Consider the following 17,452-nt stretch of genomic DNA (forward strand, 5'->3'; position numbering starts at 1 on the left):
CGCGACTCGAGGAGCGGATGGAAACCAATCCGTCGATCGCCGCATTGCACGATTGCGATCCGCCTGCACAATAGGCGCATGTCCGCCGGTTCGTTGACCATCCTTGTTATCGACGAGAACCGCATCCGCGCCTCGATCATCGAGGCCGGATTGCGGGATGCCGGCCATCGCCAGGTCACGGTGATCCATGACGTGGCCGGCATTGCCCGGCGCATCGCCGAGATCGAGCCGGACGTCATCGTCATCGATCTGGAAAACCCCAACCGCGACATGCTGGAGAACATGTTCCAGCTGTCGCGCGCGGTGAAGCGGCCGATCGCCATGTTCGTCGACCGGTCCGACCAGGCCTCGATCGAGGCCGCGGTCGATGCGGGCGTGTCCGCCTATGTCGTCGACGGGCTGAAGAAGGAGCGCATCAAGCCGATCCTCGACATGGCAATCAGCCGCTTCAACGCCTTCTCGCGCATGGCGCGCGAATTGGAGGAGGCGCGCAGCGAGCTGGAGAACCGCAAGGTCATCGACCGGGCCAAGGGCATATTGATGAAGTCGCGGGGCTTGAGCGAGGAGGCTGCCTACACGCTTCTGCGCAAGACCGCGATGAACCAGAACCGCAAGATCGCCGAGATCGCCCAGAGCCTGGTGACCGCAGCGGGCTTGCTGGGACCGCTGGAGGGCGAATGAGCATGGCGCACGAAATCACCGCTGGCTTCATGCCGCTCTTCGACAGCGCCGTTCTCGTTGTGGCCGGCGAGATGGGCTTTGCCGCCCGCGAGGGCATCGAGCTCAAGCTGCAGCGCGAGACCTCCTGGGCCAACATCCGGGACCGCATCGCCATCGGCCATTTCGATGTCGCGCACATGCTGGGGCCGATGCCGCTTGCCTGCAGCCTTGGCCTCACGCCGCTTGCCTCGGAGACCATCGTGCCGTTCTCGCTCGGGCTCGGCGGCAACTGCGTCACCGTGTCCAACGCGGTTTGGGACGGCATGGCAGCGCAGGGTGCTGCGCCCGACCTCGATCCGGCGCGTGCCGGGGCCGCCCTCGGCGCGCTTGTGCGCGAGCGCTCGGCTGCCGGCCGCGAACCGCTGCGTTTCGCTGTCGTGCATCCGCATTCCGGGCACAATTACGAACTGCGCTACTGGCTTGCCGCCTGCGGCATCGACCCCGTTCGCGACATCGAGATCGTCATCGTGCCGCCGCCCTTCATGGCCGATGCGCTGGCTGCCGGCCGCATCGACGGCTATTGCGTCGGCGAGCCTTGGAACAGCGCCGCTGTCGCGGCCGGCACCGGCCGTATCGTCACCGTCAAGGCGCTGCTCTGGCGCAACAGTCCGGAAAAGGTGATCGGCGCGCGCAAGACCTGGGCCGAGGAGAACCCGGAGGCGCTTGCAGCACTTCTCAGGGCGTTGCATCACGCCGCCCGCTGGTGCCAGGACCCGGCGAACCGCGGCGAACTGGCCGCGCTGATGGCAAGGCCGGCCTTCCTTGGGCAGCCGGAGGCAATCCAGATGCCGGCGCTCACCGGACGCCTTCAGCTCGGCGGGGGTGTGGAGCGGAGCGTCGAGGATTTCTTCCTGCCCTTCGACAAGGCAGCGAACTTCCCCTGGAAGAGCCATGCGCTGTGGTTCTACACACAGATGGTGCGCTGGGGGCAATTGCCGCACACGCCGCAGAACCTCGCCATCGCCCGCGACTGCTATCGGCCCGACCTCTACCGCTCGGCGCTGAAGCCGCTCGGCGTGGCGCTGCCCGGCGCCAATGCCAAGGTCGAAGGGGCGCTGAAGGTCGCGACGCCGGTCGGTTCGGCGGGGGCGAGCCTGGTGCTTGGTCCCGACGGATTTTTCGACGGCCAGATCTTCGATCCGGATCGCATCGACGCCTATATTGCCGGCCAGAAACGCGCCTGATCATTCGCGGGCCAGTCTTGTGCGATGCACAAAATTTGTGCGGCATGTCCATTTCATTGATCAATGTTTGACCGTGTTGCCAATTGGCTCCGTCGCCGGTCGATTCAGCTATCGTATTGATTTCAGTTGAAATTCTGATTTCTCGCGAAACTGGCACGCTTCGTGCTTTGAGATAATCGAGCCCGTTCACGGGCAACAGAACAGGCGTCCAATGGCGGGCGCCACAGGCAAAGCTGCCGCTCAGGTCACCACGCGATCCCGGATGTACGGACGCGAGAGGGCCTGGACGGCAGCTTTTTTCGTTTTGGACCGGAGACGACGATGACCAAACGGATCGCACCCTCGCTCAAGGATTTCACCCGCCGCGATGTCCTGGCGAGCAGCGCGCTGACGGCGGTGCTGTTCATTGTCGCGCTGTTCTTGTTTCCCGCCAGCCACGAAGCCGAAGGCAAGGGTCCGCAAGTGACCGCGCAGGCCCCGTCGCGCTGACCGATGCCGCGCCCCTGATCAACACCACACGGCGCGCTGCCCTGCGCCGCAAACCGGAGCCGACCATGACCGCAAACCTCCCAGCCGCGCCCAGCCAGGACAGTGCTCCCCGGCAGGCGCTCGTCATGTCCACCATCGCCTTCACCGTGTGCTTCGCGGTGTGGACGATCTTTTCCATCATCGGCGTACGCATCAAGCAGGAGCTTGGGCTGAACGAGACCGAGTTCGGCCTGCTCGTCGGCACGCCGATCCTCACCGGTTCGCTCGTGCGCATGGTGCTCGGCGTCTGGACCGACCGTTATGGCGGACGCCTAGTCTACACTCTGACGATGCTTGCCGCCGCGGTCGCGACCTTCCTGCTCGCCTTCGCGCATACCTACGGGCAGATGCTGCTCGCCGCGCTCGGCGTCGGGCTCGCGGGCGGCTCCTTCGCCGTCGGCGTCGCCTATGTCTCGCGCTTCTTCCCCGCCGGCAGACAAGGCACGGCGCTCGGCATCTTCGGCGTCGGCAATGTCGGCGCGGCGGTCACCAAGTTCCTGGCGCCGCTCGTGCTGCTAGCCTGGGGCTGGCAGTCGGTGGCGCTGATCTGGGCCGCGGCGCTGGTCGTCATGGCGATCGTGTTCTGGTTCACCACCAATGACGATCCGGTCATCCGCGAGCGCCGCGCCGGCAACGCGGCGCCGGCGAGGAGCTTCTGGCAGGAATTCGCGCCGCTGAAGAACCTGCAGGTCTGGCGCTTCGCCTTCTACTATTTCTTCGCCTTCGGCGCGTTCGTGGCGCTGTCGCTGTGGCTGCCGCGTTATCTCATCGGCGTCTACGGATTCGGCATCGCCACGGCCGGCATGATCGGCGCCGCCTATTCAATTCCGGCAAGCATCTTCCGCGCCTATGGTGGCGTGCTGTCCGACCGCATCGGCGCCCGCACCGTGCTCTACTGGACCTTCAGCGTCTCTGCCGTCGCGACCCTCGTTCTGTCTCTCCCCTCGGCAGATTACGTGGTGCGCGGCATCAGCGGGCCGATCCCGTTCCACTTCGAGATCGGCCCGCTCGCCTTCATCGCCATCGCCTCCGTGCTCGGCTTCTTCATGAGCCTCGGCAAGGCCGCGGTCTACAAGCATATCCCCGTCTACTACCCGCAGAGCGTCGGCGCGGTCGGCGGCGTGGTCGGCATGATCGGCGGTCTCGGCGGCTTCATCCTGCCGATCGCGTTCGGCGCGCTGAACGACCTAACCGGCGTCTGGTCGAGCTGCTTCATGCTGCTCTTTGTGATCGTCTTGTCCTGCCTGGTCTGGATGCACTTCAGCATCCGCCGGATGGAGCGCCAGGCCGCCGTCAAGACGTCGTCCCTTTCCTATGCCGCCGAATAGACCGGAGAGCGACATGAGCGAAAAACTCGTCATCATTGGCAACGGCATGGCGCCGGGCAGGATGCTGGAACACCTGCTGGAAGCGGCGCCCGACCGTTACAGCGTCACCATCTTCAACGCCGAGCCGCGCGTGAACTACGACCGCATCATGCTGTCGCCGGTGCTGTCGGGCGAGAAGGCGTTCGAGGAAATCGTCATCCATGGCGATGGCTGGTACATCAAGCACGGCATCACCCTCTACAAGGGCCACCGGATCGTCGCCATCAACAGGGACGCGAAGACCGTCACCTCCGACCGCGGCGTGACCGAGAGCTACGACCGGCTGGTCATCGCCACCGGCTCGGTGCCCTTCATCATCCCGGTGCCGGGCAAGGAATTGCCGGGCGTGCTCACCTACCGCGACCTCGACGACGTCAACGCCATGCTGCTCGCCGCGCAGTCGCGCGCCAAGGCGGTCGTCATCGGCGGCGGCCTGCTTGGGCTCGAAGCCGCGGCGGGTCTGAAAGAACAGGGCATGGACGTCACCGTGCTGCACGTGATGCCGACGCTGATGGAACGCCAGCTCGACCCGGCCGCCGGCTACCTGCTGCAGAAAGCCGTCGAGGCGCGCGGCATCAAGGTGATGACCAAGGCCAACACCAAGGCCATTGTCGGCAACGGCAAGGTCGAGGGTGTCGAACTGATGGACGGCACGATCATCCCCGCGACGCTGGTCGTGATGGCGGTCGGCATCCGCCCGAGCACTGCTTTGGCCAAGGATGCCGGGCTCGAGGTCAATCGCGGCATCGTCGTCGACGACCGCATGCGGACATCCGATCCGGCTGTCATGGCGCTCGGCGAATGCGCGGAAGTCGGCGGCCATGTCTATGGGCTGGTCGCGCCGCTTTATGAGATGGCGCGGGTCGCGGCGGCCGGGCTGGCGGACGGCGAGGACAGGCGCTTCGTCCACTCCGACACGCCGACCAAGCTCAAGGTGACCGGCATCGATCTCTATTCGCTGGGCGACTTCGCCGACGGCGAGGACCGCGAGGAGATCATCCTGCGCGACGCATCCGCCGGCATCTACAAGCGCGTCGTGCTGCAGGACAACCGCATCATCGGCACCGTGCTGTTCGGCGAGACGGGCGACGGCGCCTGGTTCAACGACCTCAAGAAGAAGGCGACCGACATCTCCGAGATGCGCGACACGCTGATCTTCGGCCAGGCGTTCCAGGGAGGCGTTTCCTCGGACCCTTTGGCGGCCGTTGCGGCACTGGCGGATGATGCGGAAATCTGCGGCTGCAACGGCGTCTGCAAGGGCAAGATCACCGGCGCGATCACCGGCAAGGGCCTGACCGGGCTCGACGACGTGCGCGCTCACACCAAGGCCTCGGCCTCGTGCGGCTCGTGCACCGGCCTCGTCGAGCAACTGCTGAAGCTCACGCTGGGCGAAGCCTACAATCCGGCGGCTGTGCAGCCGATGTGCGGCTGCACGAGCCTCGGCCATGACGATGTGCGGCGCCTGATCAAGGCGAAGAGCCTGAAGACAATTCCGGCCGTCATGCAGGAGCTCGAATGGAAGACCTCCTGCGGCTGCGCCAAATGCAGGCCGGCGCTCAACTACTATCTGGTCTGCGATTGGCCTGACCAATATGCCGACGACTATCAGTCGCGCTTCATCAACGAGCGCGTGCACGCCAACATCCAGAAGGACGGCACCTATTCGGTCGTGCCGCGCATGTGGGGCGGGGTGACCAGCGCCGACGAGCTGCGCGCCATCGCCGACGTGGTCGACAAGTTCGAGATCCCGATGGTCAAGGTGACCGGCGGCCAGCGCATCGACATGCTGGGCATCCGCAAGGAAGACCTGCCCGCGGTGTGGGCCGATCTCGGCAAGGCCGGTTTCGTCTCCGGCCATGCCTATGCCAAGGGCCTGCGCACGGTAAAGACCTGCGTCGGCACCGACTGGTGCCGGTTCGGCACGCAGGATTCGACCGGGCTCGGCATCCGCATCGAAAAATTCATGTGGGGGTCGTGGACGCCGGCCAAGGTAAAGATGGCGGTGTCGGGGTGCCCACGCAATTGCGCAGAGGCGACCTGCAAGGATGTCGGCGTGGTGTGCGTCGACTCCGGCTACGAGATCCATTTCGCGGGCGCTGCCGGCCTCGACATCAAGGGCACCGAGGTGCTGGGTCTGGTGAAGACCGAGGACGAGGCCCTGGAGGTGATCGTGGCGCTCGTCCAGATGTATCGCGAGCAGGCGCGCTATCTCGAGCGCATCTACAAATGGGCCAAGCGGATCGGCACCGCCGAGATCAAAAAGCAGATCCTGGACGACGCCGAGAAGCGCAAGGTCTACTACCAGCGCTTCGTCTTTTCCCAGAAATTCGCCCAGGTGGATCCGTGGTCGGAGCGCGTCTCCGGCAAGGACAAGCATGAGTTCCGACCGATGGCCTCGGTCGGGTTCGCGGAGGCGGCGGAGTGACGAATATGAACTGGATCGCCATCGGCTGCATCGCCGACATCCCGCCGCGCGGCGCTCGTTGCGTCGCCACACCGCAAGGCAAGATCGCGGTCTTCCGCACCGCGGACGACCAGATCTTCGCCATAGACGACCACTGCCCGCACAAGGGCGGGCCGCTCAGCCAGGGCATCGTCCACGGCGCGGCGGTCACCTGCCCGCTGCACAATTGGGTGATCTCGCTGGAGACGGGCAAGGCGCTCGGCGCGGACGAAGGCTCGGTCAGGACTATCCCGGTCAGGGTCGAGGGCGAGCGGCTGTTCATCGCGCTCGAAGCGCTGGCCTCGAAAGCGGCCTGAGGCATGGAGGAAGCGCGCGAGGTGAGGACCACCTGCCCCTATTGCGGGGTGGGCTGCGGCGTGCTGGCCAAGGTCGCCGCGGACGACAAGACGACCGTCCGCGGCGATCCCGACCATCCGGCCAATTTCGGCAAGCTGTGCTCGAAGGGGGCGGCGCTCGGCGAGACGCTCGGGCTCGAAGGCCGTCTGCTCCAGCCGGAAATCCGAGGCAAGCCGGTAAGCTGGGATGAAGCGCTCGACCTCGTGGCCGAGAAATTCTCGCGCGCGATTGCCGAGCATGGACCGGACTCGGTTGCCTTCTACGTCTCCGGCCAGTTGCTCACCGAGGATTATTACGTCGCCAACAAGCTGATGAAGGGGTTTGTCGGCTCGGCCAATATCGATACCAATTCGCGGCTCTGCATGGCGTCGTCCGTCGCCGGCCACCGCCGCGCCTTCGGCGAGGACATCGTTCCTGGCGTCTATGACGATTTCGAGTGCGCCGATCTCATCGTGCTCACCGGCTCCAACACCGCATGGTGCCATCCCGTGCTCTACCAGCGCATGCTGGCGGCGCGCCGAGAGCGTGGGACGAAAATCGTCGTCATCGATCCGCGCCGCACCGCTACGACCGACGAATGCGACCTGCATCTGGCGCTCGATCCGGGCACGGATGTGCTGTTGTTCAACGGGTTGCTCGCGCATCTCGTCCAGACCGGAAAGATCGATCCGGATTTCATCCGTGAGCATACATCGGGCTTCGATGCCTCGGCCGCGCTGGCTTGCGCCGACGCGCCGTCGATCGCGCGTGTCGCGAAAGGCTGCGGATTGGCGGCCACGGGCGTCGGGGCCTTCTACGATCTCTTCGCAGGGACAGAGCGGACCGTCATCGTCTACAGCCAGGGCGTCAATCAGTCGGCGCATGGAACCGACAAGGTCAACGCCATCATCAATTGCCATCTCGCCACCGGCCGCATCGGCAAGCCCGGCACGGGGCCGTTCTCAGTCACTGGGCAGCCGAACGCCATGGGCGGCCGCGAGGTGGGCGGCCTGGCCAACCAGCTTGCCGCGCATATGGACTTCGCGGACGAGGCCAACATCGACCGCGTGTCCCGCTTCTGGAAGGCGCCCGACATCGCGCGGCGCGGTGGCCTGAAAGCCGTGGACATGTTCCAGGCAGTTGCCGAAGGCCGTATCAAGGCCCTGTGGGTCATGGGCACCAATCCCGCCGTCAGTATGCCGGATGCAGCGCGGGTACGGGCCGCACTGTCCAAATGCGATTTCGTCGTCGTCTCGGACGTGACCCGCACCGACACCACGCGCTATGCCGACGTGCTGCTGCCGGCCGCCGCCTGGGGCGAGAAGGACGGCACGGTCACCAATTCGGAGCGACGCCTCTCGCGCCAGCGGTCTTTCCTGCCGGCGCCGGGCGAGGCGAAAGCCGACTGGCGCATCGTCTGCGATGTCGCCGCCCGCATGGGCTTTGGCGATGCCTTCGCCTACAAGACGCCGGTAGAGATATTCCGCGAGCACGCCGCGCTGTCTGCTTTCGAGAATAGCGGCGCGCGGCTGTTCGACCTTGGCGGGCTGACCGGCCTTAGCGACACGGATTACGATACCTTCGCGCCGCGCCATTGGCCTGCGCCGGAGCAGCGCAAGAAGCAGACAAGATTGTTCGCCGACGGCCGTTTTCCGACACCCGACGGCCGCGCGCGTTTCGTGCCGGTGCGGCAAGAGGCAACGGCCTTCACCGTCGACGCCGACTATCCGCTTGCCCTCAACACCGGCCGGCTGCGCGACCAGTGGCACACCATGACGCGCACCGGCAACGTGCCGCGTTTGACGGCGAACGCGCCGGAGCCGGCGGTCGACATCAACCCGGGGGATGCGGCCGCGCACCGTCTCAAGGATGGCGATCTCGCCCATCTCTCGACGCGCTTCGGCTTCGTCCGTGCGAGGGTGCGGGTGTCGGAAGCACAGCGGCGCGGCCAGGCCTTCCTGCCCATGCATTGGAGCGGGCAGTTCGCGGCCAAGGCCGCGGCTGGCCTCTTATCCTCACCGGTGACCGATCCGCATTCCGGCCAGCCGGAACTCAAGCATGTTCCGGTGAGGATCGTGCGCGAGAACACCGGCTGGGCCGGCTTGCTCATCACCCGCCGTGATCTCAGGCCAACGGGTTTCGTCCACTGGAGCCGGCATGCGGTCGAGGGCGGCTGGGTCTACGAGCTGACCGGAACCGAACCGCCGGACCAGGGCATTCTCCTGGCGCGCAAGCTGCTCGCTGTCCAGCGGCAGGATCAGCTTCTGGAATACACCGATCGCCGCGGGCTCTCCTATCGCGCTGCAGCCATCGACGATGGGGGCGCCATGGCCGAGGCTCTGCTGGTCGCCGCCCCGGGGCAGTTGCCGGCGCGCGACTGGCTGGTGTCGCTGCTCGCCACTCGCCAGCCGCTATCGCCCACCGATCGTCATGCGCTTTTGTCGGGACGGTCGCCTGTGCCGATGCCCGCCATCGGGCGGGTCGTGTGCGCCTGCTTCCATGTCGGCGCCAACCAGCTTGCGTCAGCGGTCGCGGCCGGATGCGGCAGCCTCGAAGCCATCGGCTCGACGCTGCGCGCCGGCACCAATTGCGGCTCGTGCCGCTCCGAGATCAGGGCGATCATCGATGCCCGTCATGTGCAGGCGGCGGAGTGAGCCGTCCGCCAGCCCTACCGATCCTCGACGATCCGCAGATAGGCCGCCGTCACGAACAGCACGATGAAACCGAACAGGATGCGGCGGCCGCCTTCGGGCATCTGCAGGATGGTGAGCAGCGTCGTCAGCACGGTCAGGATCAGCGCACCGATAATGGTGCCCATGTAGCCGCCGCGGCCGCCGAAGATCGAGGTGCCGCCAATGACGGCGGCGGCCACCGAAGGCAGCACCAGCGGTTCGGCGAGCGACAGCGAGGGCGCCTTGATCAGGCCGATATAGAGCAGGCCGGTGATGCCGGCGAGCAGGCTGGAGAGGATGTAGAGCGCGGTGATCACCTGCCAGTAGCGGACGCCGGACAGGCGTGCGGCGCGCTCATTGTCGCCGACGGCGTAGAGCAGGCGGCCGAAGCCGGTGCGGTTCAGCATGAAGACGATCAGCACCGCCACCGGTACGAACAGCAGAAGCGCATTGGGAAAACCGTAGGTGACGCCGGTGCCCAGCCAGTTGAGGAAATCCGGGATCTTCGCGCCGGACGCGATCACGGTGCGCTGGTAGACCTGCAGGAAGCCGGTGCCGATCAGGCTGGTGCCGAGCGTCATGATCAGCGGATGCACCCGGAACACGCCGACGCCGATGCCGTTGACGAGGCCGATCAGCACGGCGGGCAGCATGGCCAGCAGGAACGCCACCGTCGGATCCTGATTGACGATCTGGGTCGCCATGATGAAGGCGCTCATCGTAGCCACTGTGCCGACGGAAAGGTCGATGCCGCCGGTCAGCATGGTCATGGTCTGGCAGCCGGCGAGGATCGCCAGCGGAATGGCGAATTTCGCCGTGTTGGCGAGCCAGCGCTCGTTGACGATGCCGGGGCGCAGGATCTGCAGGATCACCACGAGGATGATCAAAAGGATGATCAGAGGAATCAGCGGCCGGTCCGCCATGAAGCGCTTCAGGCGGCGGCCGAACGAAACGGGCCGGGGCATGGTCGCGATGTCGGTCATGGCGTTGCTCCTGCCGGGCGGCTCCGCATGGTGATGAAGGCGCCGAACATCACGACCGCGACCATGATTGCGCCTTCGATGATCGCGGTGACATTCGGATCGATGGCCAGAAGCGTCAGGTCCGTGCGCACCAGCCTCAGCACGAAGACGGCGATGATCGGCCCGAGCAGGCCGCCCTTGCCGCCCCCGAGCGCGACGCCGCCCAACACCACCGCGGCGACGCTGGCGAGCAGGTAAGGCCCGGGTATCGGCGCGCCGATGCCGGTGCTGATGGTGAGCGACAGGCCGCCGAGCGCGGCGAACAGGCCGGAGAGCGCATAGGCGATGATCCTGGTGCGGGCCACCGGCACGCCGCTGCGGAAGGCGGCGAGCTCGTTGCTGCCAATGGCGTAGATGGAAAGCCCAAGGCGTGAGCGCCTGAGCGGAATCCACACGATGCAGAGGCAGACGACGAGCAGCACCAGCGCCTTCGGCACCCAGGCATCGGCCCAGTCCGGCAGGCCGGGAATCGGCACGGTGCCGATGACGCTTGCCTTCAGCCATTCGGCGGCCGCGCCTCCGGGAGCGCCGAGCACGAGGAGCGCCGCGCCCTGCAGCACGAACAGCATGGCCAGGGTGACGACGATGTCGGGCACCCGGGTGACGACGATGAGGATACCGTTCAGCGCGCCGAGGACCAGCCCCATGGCCAGCACGAAGGGCACGACGAAGAGCGCATATTCCTCGCTGGCGCCGTTCATCATCGAGGCCGCGGTCACGCTGGTCAGCGCCATCATGGCGGCGACCGAAAGGTCGATGCCGCCGGCGATAACGACGACCGTCTGCGCCGCGACCGCGAAGGCATAGGGTAAGACTGCCCGCGCGAGCGAACCGAAGTCGCCGCTGCCATATCCGGGCTGGATCAGCTTGGTGATGACGAAGAGGAAGATCAGCAGGGCGAACAGGCCGGCGACCCAGCCCTGGTTGCGGAAGAAGCGGCTCATGACGCGGCCTCCGCATCGGAAGCGGGTTTGACCTCGGCAAGGATGCCGACATCCGCCTTGGCGCCGCGCGGCAGGCCGTAGGCGGCCCGCATCAGCGTCGGCTCGTCGGCCTCCTCGACCGAAAAAGTGTCGACGACGCGGCCGCCGAAGATGACGATGACGCGGTCGCAGACGCGCTGCACCTCTTCCATTTCGGAGGTGTAGAACAGCACAGACTTGCCCTGGCCGGCGAGCTCGCGCAGCAGCTTGTAGATTTCCTGCTTGGTGCCGACATCGATGCCGCGCGTCGGGTCGAAGCAAAGGATGGTGCGGGCGTTGGCCGCGATCCAGCGGGCGATGGTCACCTTCTGCTGGTTGCCGCCGGAAAGCCGCTGCACCTCGCCCTGGGCGCGGGTGTCGATCTGCAATCTGCCGATCACGCCGGAAACCACCACCTGCTCGCGGCGCATGCGGATCGGCCCCCATTTGCGCAGCCCGGCGCTGAAGGGCAGCGCGATGTTCTCGCGCACCGAGCGCTGCATGGCCAAAGCATCGGTGCGGTCGCCCGGCACATAGGCGATGCCGGCCTGGATGGCGTCGCTCGGATGCGAGAACTTCACCGGCGCACCGTCGACGTCGATCGTGCCGCCGGTCGGACGGATCGAGCCGGCAAGTGCTGCGAAGAGCTCGTCCTGCCCCTGGCCCTCGAGCGCGAAGACGCCGACGACCTCGCCATTGGCGAGATCGAAGGAGACGTCGTTGAGCTTGGTGCCGAGCTGCAGGTTGCGGACCGACAGGCGCGGACGGCCGCCGGCCGCAACCGCCACCTCATTCGCCGCGCGCGCGGCGACGCGCGTTTTCTCGATGCGGGTGCCGAGCATCATCTCGACTATTCTTTCCTCGACGCCCGGCTCGATGTCGACGACACCGACCGTGGAGCCGTCACGCAAAACGGTGGCGCGGTCGCAGAGCGCGGAGATCTCGACGAAACGGTGCGAGATGAAGATGACGGAGCGGCCGGCGTCGCCCTGGCGGCGCACGACTTCCAGCACTTTCTCGGCGAGGTTTGCCGGCAGTGCCGCGGTCATCTCGTCGAGCAGAAGCACGTCGGGCTCAACGGCCAGAGCGCGGGCCAGGTCGAGCACGCGCAGGATGGCCAGGGGGATATGGCGCGCGGTGTCGCGGATGTCGAGGTTCGGAATGCCGAGCTCGCGCACCCAGGCGCGGAAGGGCTCAACCGGCGTGCCGGTCAACCGCAAATTGGACAGGACATCGAGGTCGGGGATGAGCGACGGTTCCTGATAGACCGGCAGCAGGCCGGCGCGGCGGGCGGCGGCGGGCGAACGGACATCGAGCTGCTTGCCGCGGATCAGGATGCGGCCGGCATCCGCCTTGATGGCGCCGGTCAGGATCTTCACCAGCGTCGACTTGCCGGCGCCGTTGGCGCCCATCAGCGCATGGACCTCGCCCGGCAACACGGACAGCGAAGCGTCGCGAAGTGCTGCAACCGCGCCGTAGTTCTTCGCCACGCCGGTGGCGTCGAGGAGAGGATTGGTGGTCAAAGCGTTCTCGGGTCTGGAGCGTTTCACCGTTTCATGGAAACGGCGAACCGCTCTATCTTTTGTTTTTACGCAATTCCGGACGGAACACCGCTCGCACTTTTCCTGGAATTGCTCGAAGGCTCAAACTATGCGTGACAAATCAAATGGCAAGGACGCCGGACCTTGGTCGGGCGTCCTCGCGCTTCAGTTCAGATCAGGTGCTTACTCGCCCGGACCCTTGCAGGCGACGATCTGGTCCTTGGTGTAGGTCGTCCAGTCCGGGATAGAGATCGAGACCGGCCATTCGGGGCTGAGCGACGGATCGGCGGCGGACTTCAGCTTGGCTTTGCCTTCGTTGGTGGCGTTTTCCCATAGCTGCGGCTCGACCAGCACGGTCTGCTGCGCCGGCTTCTTGCCGTCGAGGATCTGCAGCGCCAGCGTCACGCCGGCGCCGCCGATCGAGCCGGGGTTGGTGACGGCAGCGCCGACCAGGCCCTTGACCGTGTTCAACTGGCCGACGAAACCGGCATTGTCGGCGCCGACGACCGGCACCATGGGCGCCTGCTGCTCGACCAGCGCGTCGACGATGACGTTGTCGATGCCGGAGGTCCAGATGCCGTTGATCGGTGTGCCGGTGGCGAGGAAGGAGAGGATCTGCTGCTTGGCCTGATCCTGCTGCCAGCCGGTGAAGACCTCCTGCGCTACCTTCACGTCCGGGAATTCGGCCAGCGCCTTCTTGAAGCCTTTGTCGCGGTCGCTGTCAGCCGAGGCGCCGGCGGCGCCGCGCATATAGAACACCTCGCCCTTGCCGCCCATCTGCTGGAACAGCCACTTGGCGCCGAGATAGGCATATTGTTCCTGGTTGTTGGAGATGATGTAGGCGGACGGCTCGGTCACCGCCTGGTCGACGGCGACGACGACGATGCCGGCCTTGGTGGCTTCTTCCAGACCTGCCGTGATGCCGGCCGGATCGGCCGGGTTGACGACGATGGCGTCGACCTTGGCGCTGATCAGGTTGCGGATGTCCTCGAGCTGGCCGGCGGCGTCGGTGTTGCGGTGGGCGATGTTGAGCTTCGCCACCTCGCCGGAAGCGAGCGCCTGTGCCTTCATCGCGCAGATCATTTCCTCGCGCCAGCCATTGCCCTGCACAGTGTTGGAAATGCCGATCGTGTACTTGCCGGCGGCGGCCGAGACGCCCACCGAGGCAAGCAAGGCGGCGCCGGCAAGAAGCGAGGCCACGGTCAGATGTTTCTTCATGTCAGTACTCCTCCACATTGATCTTTTCAGTTCAGTCGATTGTTCAGTTCAGTTCCAGGGCGCCGACATGGTCGGCGCCGGGCTTTCGTCATTTGATGAAGGGGCGCAGCACGTCGCGGGCAAGCAGGAAGCCGCGCTTGACCTTTTCATCCGTCCCCTCGAAGCGCCGGTCCTCATGCTCGATGATGACCGGCCCGTCATAACCGGCCCGGTAGAGGCCCGAAAAAATCCTGCTCCAATCGATGTCCCCAAGCCCCGGCATGCGCGGCACCTGCCAGCCTATGCCAGCGGAAAGGATTCCGCGCTCGTACAAACCATCATGATCAATCATCAGGTCCTTGGCATGCACATGCAGCATGCTCTTGCCGAACTCGCGGATGAAGCGCTCCTTGTCGATCATCTGCCAGACGAGATGCGACGGGTCGAAATTCATGCCGACATCGCCGCCCCAGGCTTCGAGGATGCGGCGCCAGACGTAAGGCGAGTAGGCGATGTTGTGCCCGCCCGGCCATTCGTCATAGCTGAAGATCATCGGGCAATTCTCGAAGGCGAGTTTTACACCGTGTTCGCGGGCGTGGGCGATGATCGCCGGCCAGACCTTTTGCGCGTCCTCCCAGTTGGCGTCGACATGCTTCGAGGCGTCGCCGCCGCAGAATGTGTTGACCAGCGAAACACCCATGCGGCTCGCCAGCACGATCACCTTCTTCAGGTGATCGATCACCGCCTCGCGATGCGCCCGGTCGGGATGGAGCGGATTGGGGTAGAAGCCGAGGCCGGAGATGGCGAGGCCCTTGCCGGCAAGCCCGGCGGCAATGTCCTTGGCTTCAGCGGCCGAGATGTCCACATCGATATGGCTGGTGCCGGCATAGCGGCGGCTGGCTCCGGAAGTCTTCGGCCAGCAGGCGATTTCCAGCGCCTCGAAACCGGCCGAGCTCGCCCAGTCGGCGACGTCGCCGAGGGCAGTATCCGGAAATGGTGCCGTGAGCAGTCCAAGTTTCATGATGCCTCCCAATACCAAACTATGCAGATCGAGCCGGCTGCTTCAACGGCGCATCTGTTGGCCCAGAACTGACTTGTTTGACAAAGCCCATCGGATCATTCGAGAGCAGGCCGTCGAGACCGGCGACGACATGCGCTCGGAACGTCGCGTTGGCGGCCAAGGACGGGTCGAAGACAGCGTCGATTGCCAAGATCGCGTCGGCGAGCAGTTTGCTGTCCCAACCAATGCGGTCGGCGATTGCCGCGATCCTGTCGGCAAAGGGATCCGACACCTGCCAGGCGCGGCCGAAGCGCGCCGACGCCTTGATCAGATAGGCCATCCAGCCGGCCACGGGAACCGAAAGAAGCTCGATGCTCCCGCCCTTCGCCAGGCGGTCGCGGATAGGGTTGAGCAGGCGTTGCACGATCTTCTGCGAGCCGTCGGTGGCGATCTGGTGGTTGCGATGGCGGATCGCAGTGTTGGTGAGGCGCGACAGGCTCTGCTCGACATAGGCTGTGGGCGAGATCCCGGGCACGGGCATCAGCGTCGGCAGTGTTTCCTCGGTCAGCATGCGGCGGACGACTCCTGCCAGAAGCGGGTCGGCTATCGTCTCGAATGTGTGCTCGAAACCGCCCAAAACCCCGAGATAGCTGAGCGTCGTCTGGGCGCCGTTCAGCACCCGCATCTTGAGATGCTCGAATGGCGTGACGTCATCGACGAAGCTGGCGCCGACAAGGTCCCAACGCGGCACGCGGCCGGCGAAGCGGTCCTCGATCACCCATTGACGGAAACGCTCGCCGACGACGACGGCGGCATCGCGGTAGCCGAAGCGCTGCTCAACCGTGTCGATGTCGGCCGCGGTCGTCGCCGGCGCGATGCGGTCGACCATGGCCGAAGGGAAGGCGACATTGGCATCGATCCAGTCCGCAAGCTTCCGGCCGCGCCGCTCGGCGAATGTGCGCACGACATTGCTAAGGATGATGCCGTTGGTTGGGATGTTGTCGCAGGAGAGCAGCGTCACCGGCCTGCCATGCGAAGCCATGCGCAGTTCCACCGCCCTTGCCAATATGCCGGGCATGCTGCGCGGCCTCTCGGGATTGGCGAGGTCGTGGACGATGTCGGGGTGGTCGAGGTCGAGCGCGCCGCTCGAGGGGATGTGGCAATAGCCTTTTTCGGTCACCGTCATGGTGACCATCTCGATCTCGGGCGAGGCGAGCACGTCCAGCGCCGGCGCGGCACTCTCCTGACTGTCGACGATGCGCACGATGCTGCCGATGATGTGCGCTTCGACTTCGTCATTCTGACGGATCAGCCGCGTGTAAAGACCGTCCTGTTTCCCAAGCGTCTCGGCAAGCAAAGGCGGCCGGATGTTGATGCCGACCAGTCCCCAGCGGTCGAAATCCTTCGCCAGAAGATCGTCGGTGTATTCTGCCTGATGGCAGCGATGAAAGGCGCCAACGCCGATATGGGCGATGCCGGGCCTCAGCGCGGCGCGATCGTAAGCCGGCTTGCGGACCTCTGACGGCAATCGGCCGAGCAACGCGGGGCCGAGGTTCTCGGCGCTCACCGGTTGGCTCCGATCACCCATTGCTCCTGGTCGACCAGCGTGCCGGTCATCGGGCCGGCCGCGTCGGAGAGCAGGAAGACGGCGAGATTGGCGATGTCGGTGACGGAGAACAGCCGGCCGAAGGGCTGCGTCGCATTGGCGGCATCGAGCCAGCCCGGACCGTGGCCGAGCGTCTCGGCCTGCATGATGCGTTCGGCCGGGGTGTCGGTCCAGCCGACATTGATGCCGTTGACGCGGATGCGGTCGAAGCGGTGGGCGTTGGCGGCGTTCTTGGTCAGCGTCGCCAGCGCGCCCTTGGTGGCGGAATAGACGGCAAGCTCCGGCGCGCCGCAATGCGCGTTGATCGACAGGATGTTGACGACCGCGCCGCCCTGTCCGCGCTTCTTCATGTCGGCGATCGCCGCCTGCATGAGGAAGAAGGGCGCGCGGGCGTTGACGGCAAACAGCGACGCCCAATCGTCGAGCGTGGCATCGACGAAGGAGGCGCGATCGGTGAGGCCGGCGGCGTTGACGAGACCGTCGATGCGGCCGAAGCGTTTGATGCAGGCTTCGGCCAACCGCGCCGGGGCTTCGGGATCGCCGAGGTCGGCGGCAGCGAAAGCGGTGGCGGCACCCATGGCCGTGAGTTCGGCGGCAACAGCGTCGCCGCGCTTTTGGTCCCGGCCGGTTATCAGCAGTCCGGCAGCGCCCGAGCGCGCAAGCGTCTCGGCAACCGCCCGGCCGATGCCTTGCGTTGCGCCGGTGACCAGCACCACCTTGCCGTCGAGACGAACCTCCATTCCTCCTCCGGGAACAAAGTTTCCATTTTTTAGAATATGGAATGATAGTTCCCTTTAGTCAACCGCGCTAGAGCGGTTCACCGTTTTCTTGGAACCGGTGAACCGCTCTATCTCCTTGTCTTGCGCAATTCCGG

14 protein-coding genes are annotated in these 17,452 nt (G+C 65.7%); 7 read left to right on the forward strand and 7 right to left on the reverse strand.

The genetic code is table 11. The features are described from left to right. The first annotated feature begins 78 nt into the window (after positions 1 to 78). The 7 genes from EN862_RS01020 to EN862_RS01045 all read left to right on the forward strand — a co-directional run bounded on the left by EN862_RS01020 (position 79) and on the right by EN862_RS01045 (position 9,232). Positions 79 to 681 (forward strand): ANTAR domain-containing response regulator, encoded by a 603-nt coding sequence (locus tag EN862_RS01020; RefSeq protein WP_127864051.1) that lies wholly within the window; start codon positions 79 to 81, stop codon positions 679 to 681. Continuing rightward, a complete protein-coding gene (locus EN862_RS01025; protein WP_127864052.1) occupies positions 678 to 1,904 on the forward strand; it encodes a CmpA/NrtA family ABC transporter substrate-binding protein in 1,227 nt (408 codons plus the stop codon). The genes EN862_RS01020 and EN862_RS01025 overlap by 4 nt, the downstream gene beginning before the upstream one ends. A 321-nt stretch (positions 1,905 to 2,225) precedes the next feature. Further along, positions 2,226 to 2,393, forward strand: a complete 168-nt coding sequence (locus EN862_RS36000) for a hypothetical protein (RefSeq protein ID WP_189401016.1) — start codon at positions 2,226 to 2,228, stop codon at positions 2,391 to 2,393. Positions 2,394 to 2,458: 65 nt separating this feature from the next. Next, positions 2,459 to 3,760 (forward strand): nitrate/nitrite transporter, encoded by a 1,302-nt coding sequence (locus EN862_RS01030; protein ID WP_127864053.1) that lies wholly within the window; start codon positions 2,459 to 2,461, stop codon positions 3,758 to 3,760. Positions 3,761 to 3,773: 13 nt separating this feature from the next. Then, entirely contained in the window at positions 3,774 to 6,224 is a 2,451-nt protein-coding gene (gene nirB / locus EN862_RS01035; RefSeq protein ID WP_127864054.1) for a nitrite reductase large subunit NirB, read from the forward strand. Positions 6,225 to 6,229: 5 nt separating this feature from the next. Continuing rightward, complete coding sequence (gene nirD, locus EN862_RS01040; RefSeq protein ID WP_127864795.1) at positions 6,230 to 6,559, forward strand: nitrite reductase small subunit NirD; 330 nt, start codon at positions 6,230 to 6,232, stop codon at positions 6,557 to 6,559. Positions 6,560 to 6,562: 3 nt separating this feature from the next. Next, positions 6,563 to 9,232, forward strand: coding sequence for a nitrate reductase (locus EN862_RS01045; protein ID WP_127864055.1), 2,670 nt, complete (start codon positions 6,563 to 6,565; stop codon positions 9,230 to 9,232). Positions 9,233 to 9,246: 14 nt separating this feature from the next. On the opposite strand, the gene EN862_RS01050 is transcribed toward EN862_RS01045, so the two are convergent. The 7 genes from EN862_RS01050 to EN862_RS01080 form a co-directional block, all read right to left on the reverse strand. Next, the gene (locus tag EN862_RS01050) at positions 9,247 to 10,233 is read right to left on the reverse strand and encodes an ABC transporter permease (protein WP_127864056.1); all 987 of its coding nucleotides are present in this window, start codon (positions 10,231 to 10,233) and stop codon (positions 9,247 to 9,249) included. Then, positions 10,230 to 11,216 (reverse strand): ABC transporter permease, encoded by a 987-nt coding sequence (locus tag EN862_RS01055; protein ID WP_127864057.1) that lies wholly within the window; start codon positions 11,214 to 11,216, stop codon positions 10,230 to 10,232. The genes EN862_RS01050 and EN862_RS01055 overlap by 4 nt, the downstream gene beginning before the upstream one ends. Next, positions 11,213 to 12,757, reverse strand: a complete 1,545-nt coding sequence (locus tag EN862_RS01060) for a sugar ABC transporter ATP-binding protein (RefSeq protein WP_127864058.1) — start codon at positions 12,755 to 12,757, stop codon at positions 11,213 to 11,215. Before EN862_RS01060 ends, EN862_RS01055 begins: the two co-directional genes overlap by 4 nt. Before the next feature lie 201 nt (positions 12,758 to 12,958). Beyond that, the gene (locus EN862_RS01065; protein WP_127864059.1) at positions 12,959 to 13,993 is read right to left on the reverse strand and encodes an ABC transporter substrate-binding protein; all 1,035 of its coding nucleotides are present in this window, start codon (positions 13,991 to 13,993) and stop codon (positions 12,959 to 12,961) included. Positions 13,994 to 14,081: 88 nt separating this feature from the next. Then, entirely contained in the window at positions 14,082 to 14,993 is a 912-nt protein-coding gene (locus tag EN862_RS01070; RefSeq protein ID WP_127864060.1) for a sugar phosphate isomerase/epimerase, read from the reverse strand. A gap of 19 nt (positions 14,994 to 15,012) precedes the next feature. Further along, entirely contained in the window at positions 15,013 to 16,539 is a 1,527-nt protein-coding gene (locus tag EN862_RS01075; RefSeq protein WP_245519458.1) for a mannitol dehydrogenase family protein, read from the reverse strand. Then, complete coding sequence (locus EN862_RS01080) at positions 16,536 to 17,318, reverse strand: SDR family oxidoreductase (RefSeq protein WP_127864062.1); 783 nt, start codon at positions 17,316 to 17,318, stop codon at positions 16,536 to 16,538. The genes EN862_RS01075 and EN862_RS01080 overlap by 4 nt, the downstream gene beginning before the upstream one ends. Positions 17,319 to 17,452 lie beyond the last annotated feature (134 nt).

Origin of the sequence: Mesorhizobium sp. M2E.F.Ca.ET.219.01.1.1, from assembly GCF_004016445.2 — a bacterium.
Classification (GTDB): Bacteria; Pseudomonadota; Alphaproteobacteria; order Rhizobiales; family Rhizobiaceae; genus Mesorhizobium.